The organism is Trinickia sp. (assembly GCF_051961175.1).
Taxonomy (GTDB): Bacteria; Pseudomonadota; Gammaproteobacteria; order Burkholderiales; family Burkholderiaceae; genus Trinickia.
Genome location: NZ_JBQCDN010000083.1, coordinates 1 through 4768, shown reverse-complemented (window position 1 = coordinate 4768; position 4768 = coordinate 1). Strand labels below are relative to the sequence as shown.

General features: G+C 64.1%; 4 protein-coding genes. All 4 read right to left on the bottom strand.

All coding sequences use genetic code 11. The features are described from left to right. On the bottom strand, positions 1 to 1140 hold a 1140-nt coding region (tilS, locus tag ACTHL0_RS04470), incomplete at its 3' end, for a tRNA lysidine(34) synthetase TilS (RefSeq protein WP_440565385.1). 70 nt (positions 1141 to 1210) lie between these two features. Beyond that, positions 1211 to 2182: an acetyl-CoA carboxylase carboxyltransferase subunit alpha gene (locus ACTHL0_RS04465; protein WP_440565384.1), complete on the bottom strand. Its 972-nt coding sequence runs from the start codon at positions 2180 to 2182 to the stop codon at positions 1211 to 1213. Positions 2183 to 2277: 95 nt separating this feature from the next. Next, positions 2278 to 3189 (bottom strand): DNA-3-methyladenine glycosylase family protein, encoded by a 912-nt coding sequence (locus tag ACTHL0_RS04460; RefSeq protein ID WP_440565386.1) that lies wholly within the window; start codon positions 3187 to 3189, stop codon positions 2278 to 2280. Further along, positions 3137 to 4534: a cysteine--tRNA ligase gene (gene cysS, locus ACTHL0_RS04455; protein ID WP_440565383.1), complete on the bottom strand. Its 1398-nt coding sequence runs from the start codon at positions 4532 to 4534 to the stop codon at positions 3137 to 3139. The genes ACTHL0_RS04460 and cysS overlap by 53 nt, the downstream gene beginning before the upstream one ends. Positions 4535 to 4768 lie beyond the last annotated feature (234 nt).

The following is a 4768-nucleotide window of genomic DNA, read 5'->3' as shown; positions in this document are numbered from 1 at the left end:
GCCCGCGTCGCGGGCCGCATCACCATCCGCACCGTGCGCGCCGGACAGATCCGCGCCGCGCTGATTCCGTGATCCCGATGCCCTGGCAGAGAACGCGCCCCCCTCTTCCGCCCCCGCTTGCACCGTGCGCGGCAGGGCGCGCTCGGCCGCTCGTTTTTCCCAGTAGATCTTGTCCCGATACATGCGCAAGCAAGCACCGCCGTGCATCACGCTGAGCCCGTGCCCGCCGCGCGCCTCACGCAGTTGCCGCAGCATGTTCGCCAAGCGGGCCGCGGACGGCGCCGGCAGCGCCGCCGATCGGATCCAAACCCGCATGATGTTCATCGCACGGGCATCGTCGAGCGCCGTCAACGCCTTGCGCGACAACGACACGCCGTCGTCTCGCGCCACCGTTCGCAGGTCGATCCGCGCCAAATCGTCGAGCAGCCGCTGGGCCGTGGCCGCATGGCGAGCCGTACGCGCGAGCGCATCGCGAAAACCGGGGAACCGCGTCCCCAACACGGGCATCACTTCATGGCGTAGCGCATTGCGCGCATAGCGCGTATCGGCGTTCGATTCGTCCTCGATCCAGCGCAAGCCGCGCAGATGAGCGTAACGTTCGAGCTGCGCGCGCAACAACGGGAGGAATGGACGGACACGCGGCACGGCGGACGATTCGTCGATACGCTGCGGCGCCATCGCCGCCAGCCCCGCGACCCCGGCGCCGCGCAACAGCTGAAGCAACACCGTCTCGGCTTGATCGTCGGCATGGTGCGCGAGCCACAGCACCGCAGCACCTTGGCGCGCGCACATCGCGTCGAGCGCGCGATAGCGCGCCTCGCGCGCCGCCGCTTCGAGGCTTTCTCCGCTTTCCCGGCTTACCCGCACGCACTCGGCGTCGAAACGTACGCCGAGTGCGTGCGCCGACGCTTCGCAATGCGCCAGCCAGCGATCGGCATTCGGGCTGAGCCCATGATGGACGTGCAACGCCACGCAACGCTCCGCGCCCGCCACGTGCACGGCAGCTTCGAGCAACACCGTAGAGTCGAGCCCGCCGCTGTAGGCGATCGCAATGAGCGCATCGGAAGGGACACCGGAAAGCGCGCCGCCGAGGGCATCGAGAACGATGCGCTCGGCGGCGGGATCGACGGGGGCAGTCACGTCAGGGATCGGTCAGAGAGCACTGGAAAAGCGCGGCAGGCAATCGGTACCCGCCGCGACGCCCCGTGGCTTACGCGCCCGGGAACGATTCCTTGAACTTGCCGTAGGCCATCAGGCGCTCGAAACGGCGCTGGCGCAAATCGGGCACGCTCATGCCCTGGAACTGCCGCAGTGTGTCGGCCAACGCACGACGCAGCAAGGCCGCCATGCCCTTCACATCGCGGTGCGCGCCGCCCAGCGGCTCGTTCACGATCTTGTCGATGAGGCCGAGCGCCTTCAACCGATGCGCCGTCAAACCGAGCGCTTCGGCCGCCTCGGGCGCCTTCGCCGCACTCTTCCACAAGATCGACGCACAGCCTTCCGGGGAAATCACCGAGTACGTCGAGAATTGCAACATCAGTACGCTGTCCGCCACGGCGATCGCCAATGCGCCGCCCGAACCGCCCTCGCCGATCACCGTCGCGATGATGGGCACCTTCAATTCGGCCATGACGTACAGATTGCGGCCAATCGCTTCCGATTGCCCACGCTCCTCAGCCCCGACGCCCGGATAAGCGCCCGGCGTATCGATGAACGTGAACAGCGGCAAACCGAACTTCTCGGCCAGACGCATCAGCCGTTCGGCCTTGCGGTAGCCTTCGGGGCGCGGCATGCCAAAATTGCGCGCCGCGCGCTCTTTCGTATCGCGGCCCTTTTGCTGGCCGATCACCATGCAGGGATGACCGTTGAAGCGCGCCAGGCCGCCGACGATCGAGAGGTCGTCCGCATACGCGCGGTCGCCGTGCAACTCATGAAAATCGGTGAACAGCTCGTTCACGTAATCGAGCGTGTACGGGCGCTGGGGGTGACGTGCGATCTGCGAAACCTGCCAGGGGGACAGATTCGCGTAGAGGTCCTTCGTGAGCTGCTGGCTCTTCTTCGACAACCGCTCGATCTCTTCCGAAATATCGACAGCCGAATCGTCCTGGACAAAGCGCAACTCTTCGATTTTCGCTTCGAGCTCCGCGATGGGCTGTTCGAAATCCAGAAAGGTCGTTTTCATATGTTCGTTCCTAGAATCCTGCGGCAGCGCGTATTCTAACCGCACGCGCCCCACATAAGATGGAGCAAAACTATCGAATCAAGCGATTCGATAGTTCACTCATCCAAGCCGTCGAGGCTGCGCCACATGTACCACGTCGCCACCGTGCGCCATGGCTCCCAGTTCGCGGCCACTTCGCGCACTTCGCTGCGCGTCACGGGCTCCCCGCTGAAGTAGTTGATGCTGATTGCGCGGGTCAGATTCGGATCGTCGAGCGGCAGGACATCCGGACGCGACAGATTGAAAATCAGAAACATTTCCGCGGTCCAACGGCCGATGCCGCGGATCTGCGTCAGCTCCGCGATCACGGCTTCGTCGTCCATCGACATCCATTTGTCGACATGCAACGCGCCCGAGACGAAATGCTGCGCGAGGTCGAGCAGATAGTCGCACTTGCGTTTCGACAATCCGCAAGCCACGAGTTTCTCCTGGCCGAGCTTCTTGAATTGCTGCGGCGAGAGCTTCGGGCACGCCGATTCGATGCGCTCCCATACCGCTTGCGCAACCTGCACCGAAACTTGCTGTCCGACCACGGACCGCGCGAGTGTCACAAACGGATCGTTGCCGTTCACGAGATGCACGGGGCCGAACTTCGGAATGAGCCGTTTGAGAATGCGGTCCCGCTTGACGAGATCGGCGCACGCGCGATCCCAATAAGCGGGCCGCGTCACCGCGGGCGCGGGCTCGAGCCCACCGATTTGAACAGGCGCCGCCGCGCCGTTCGGCTTGGCCACAGGCACCTTTTTCGCACCGGCGGCACGCTTGGCCGCCGCTTTTTCATTCGATTCAGCGGATGCCGCCGCTGCGCTCGCGCGCGTGTCGCCCTTGCGACTGGCGCGTGCGGGCGCCTTCCTGGCCGTTGCCATCTTGCCTCCTGCCGGCGAGTCGATCAGCGCGACGTGCGATGCACGGTCGTCATACGCGGCGCCATTCGGTCGCCCCGCCCGGTTTGTCTTCAAGCGCAACACCGGCACCGAGCAATTCAGCCCGGATCCGATCTGCCTCGGCGTAGTTCTTCGCGTGCTTGGCGGCGCTGCGGGCCGCGATCCTCGCTTCGATCGCGGCGGCATCGAGCCCGTGCGCATCGAGCGCGCCCGCCCCTTCCTGCAAGAAGGCACGCGGCTCGCGGCCCAGCAATCCCAAGATCCCCGCCAGCGCGCGCAGTTGTCGTGCCAAGCCAGCGTCGCGCGTGCGATTGACCTCCGTCGCGAGCTCGAACAGGACCGCCACCGCGACGGGGGTATTGAAGTCGTCGTTCATCGCTTCGCGCAACCGCTGCGCATGCGACTCGTTCCAATCGAGCGGCGCGCTATCGGGCACGACATCCTTGAGCGCCGTATACAAACGCGTCAACCCCGCACGCGCATCGTCGAGATGCACGTCGCTATAGTTGATCGGCGAACGGTAGTGGGCGCGCGCCAGGAAAAATCGCACGACTTCCGGATCGTACTTCGCGAGCACTTCGCGAATCGTAAAGAAGTTGCCGAGCGATTTCGACATCTTTTCGTTGTCGATCTGCACGAAGCCGTTGTGCATCCAATAGTTGACGAATGTCTGCCCGGTCGCGCCTTCGCTCTGTGCGATCTCGTTCTCGTGATGAGGAAACTGCAGATCCTGCCCGCCGCCGTGCAGGTCGAAATGTTCGCCGAGCAGCGCGCAGCCCATCGCCGAACATTCGATATGCCAGCCCGGGCGGCCCGGACCGAAGTTCGAATCCCACGTGCATTCCGCCGGCTCACCCTGCTTCGCACGCTTCCAAAGCACGAAATCGAGCGGATCTTCCTTCGCATCGTTGGCTACCACGCGCTCGCCCGCGCGCAGATCCTCGAGCGATTTCCCCGAGAGCGCGCCGTAGTGCGCAAACTTGCGCACGGCGTAGTTCACGTCGCCGTCTTTCGCCTGGTACGCGTAACCGTTCGCCACGAGCGTATCGATCATGCCGAGCATCTGCGGAATGTAATCGGTGGCGCGCGGCTCGATATCGGGGCGCGCCACGCCGAGCGCATCGGCGTCTTCGTACATCGCGGCGATATAGCGATCGGTTACGGCTTTGATCGTTTCGCCGTTTTCCACTGCGCGCCGGATAATTTTGTCGTCGACATCGGTAATGTTGCGCACGTATGTCACACGGTATCCGAGTGTGCGCAGCCAGCGCTGCACGAGATCGAATACGACCAACAGCCGCGCATGGCCGATGTGGCAGTAGTCGTACACGGTAATCCCGCAGACGTACATTCCCACTTCGCCAGCACGGCGCGGCACGAACGTTTGCTTGTCACGCGCGAGCGTGTTGTAGATGCGCAGTGATTCCATAGAGACGATGCGTGAGCCTTGAGCAATCCGCACTCGGCGACGCGCGTTTCGCGGCACTGCCGCGATGAAGCGCAAACGGCTTGCGCGGTGCGAATGTCTTCGCGCGGCGAGTGCTTCGAGGCGAGCGGCGCGAAGGCGACCACGACTGGCGGAGGACCGTTTGCCGTTCGAGGAAACCAGCAAACGTTTTGTTAGAATGGGCCGGAGTATAACACCCAGACACGAGCCTATGAA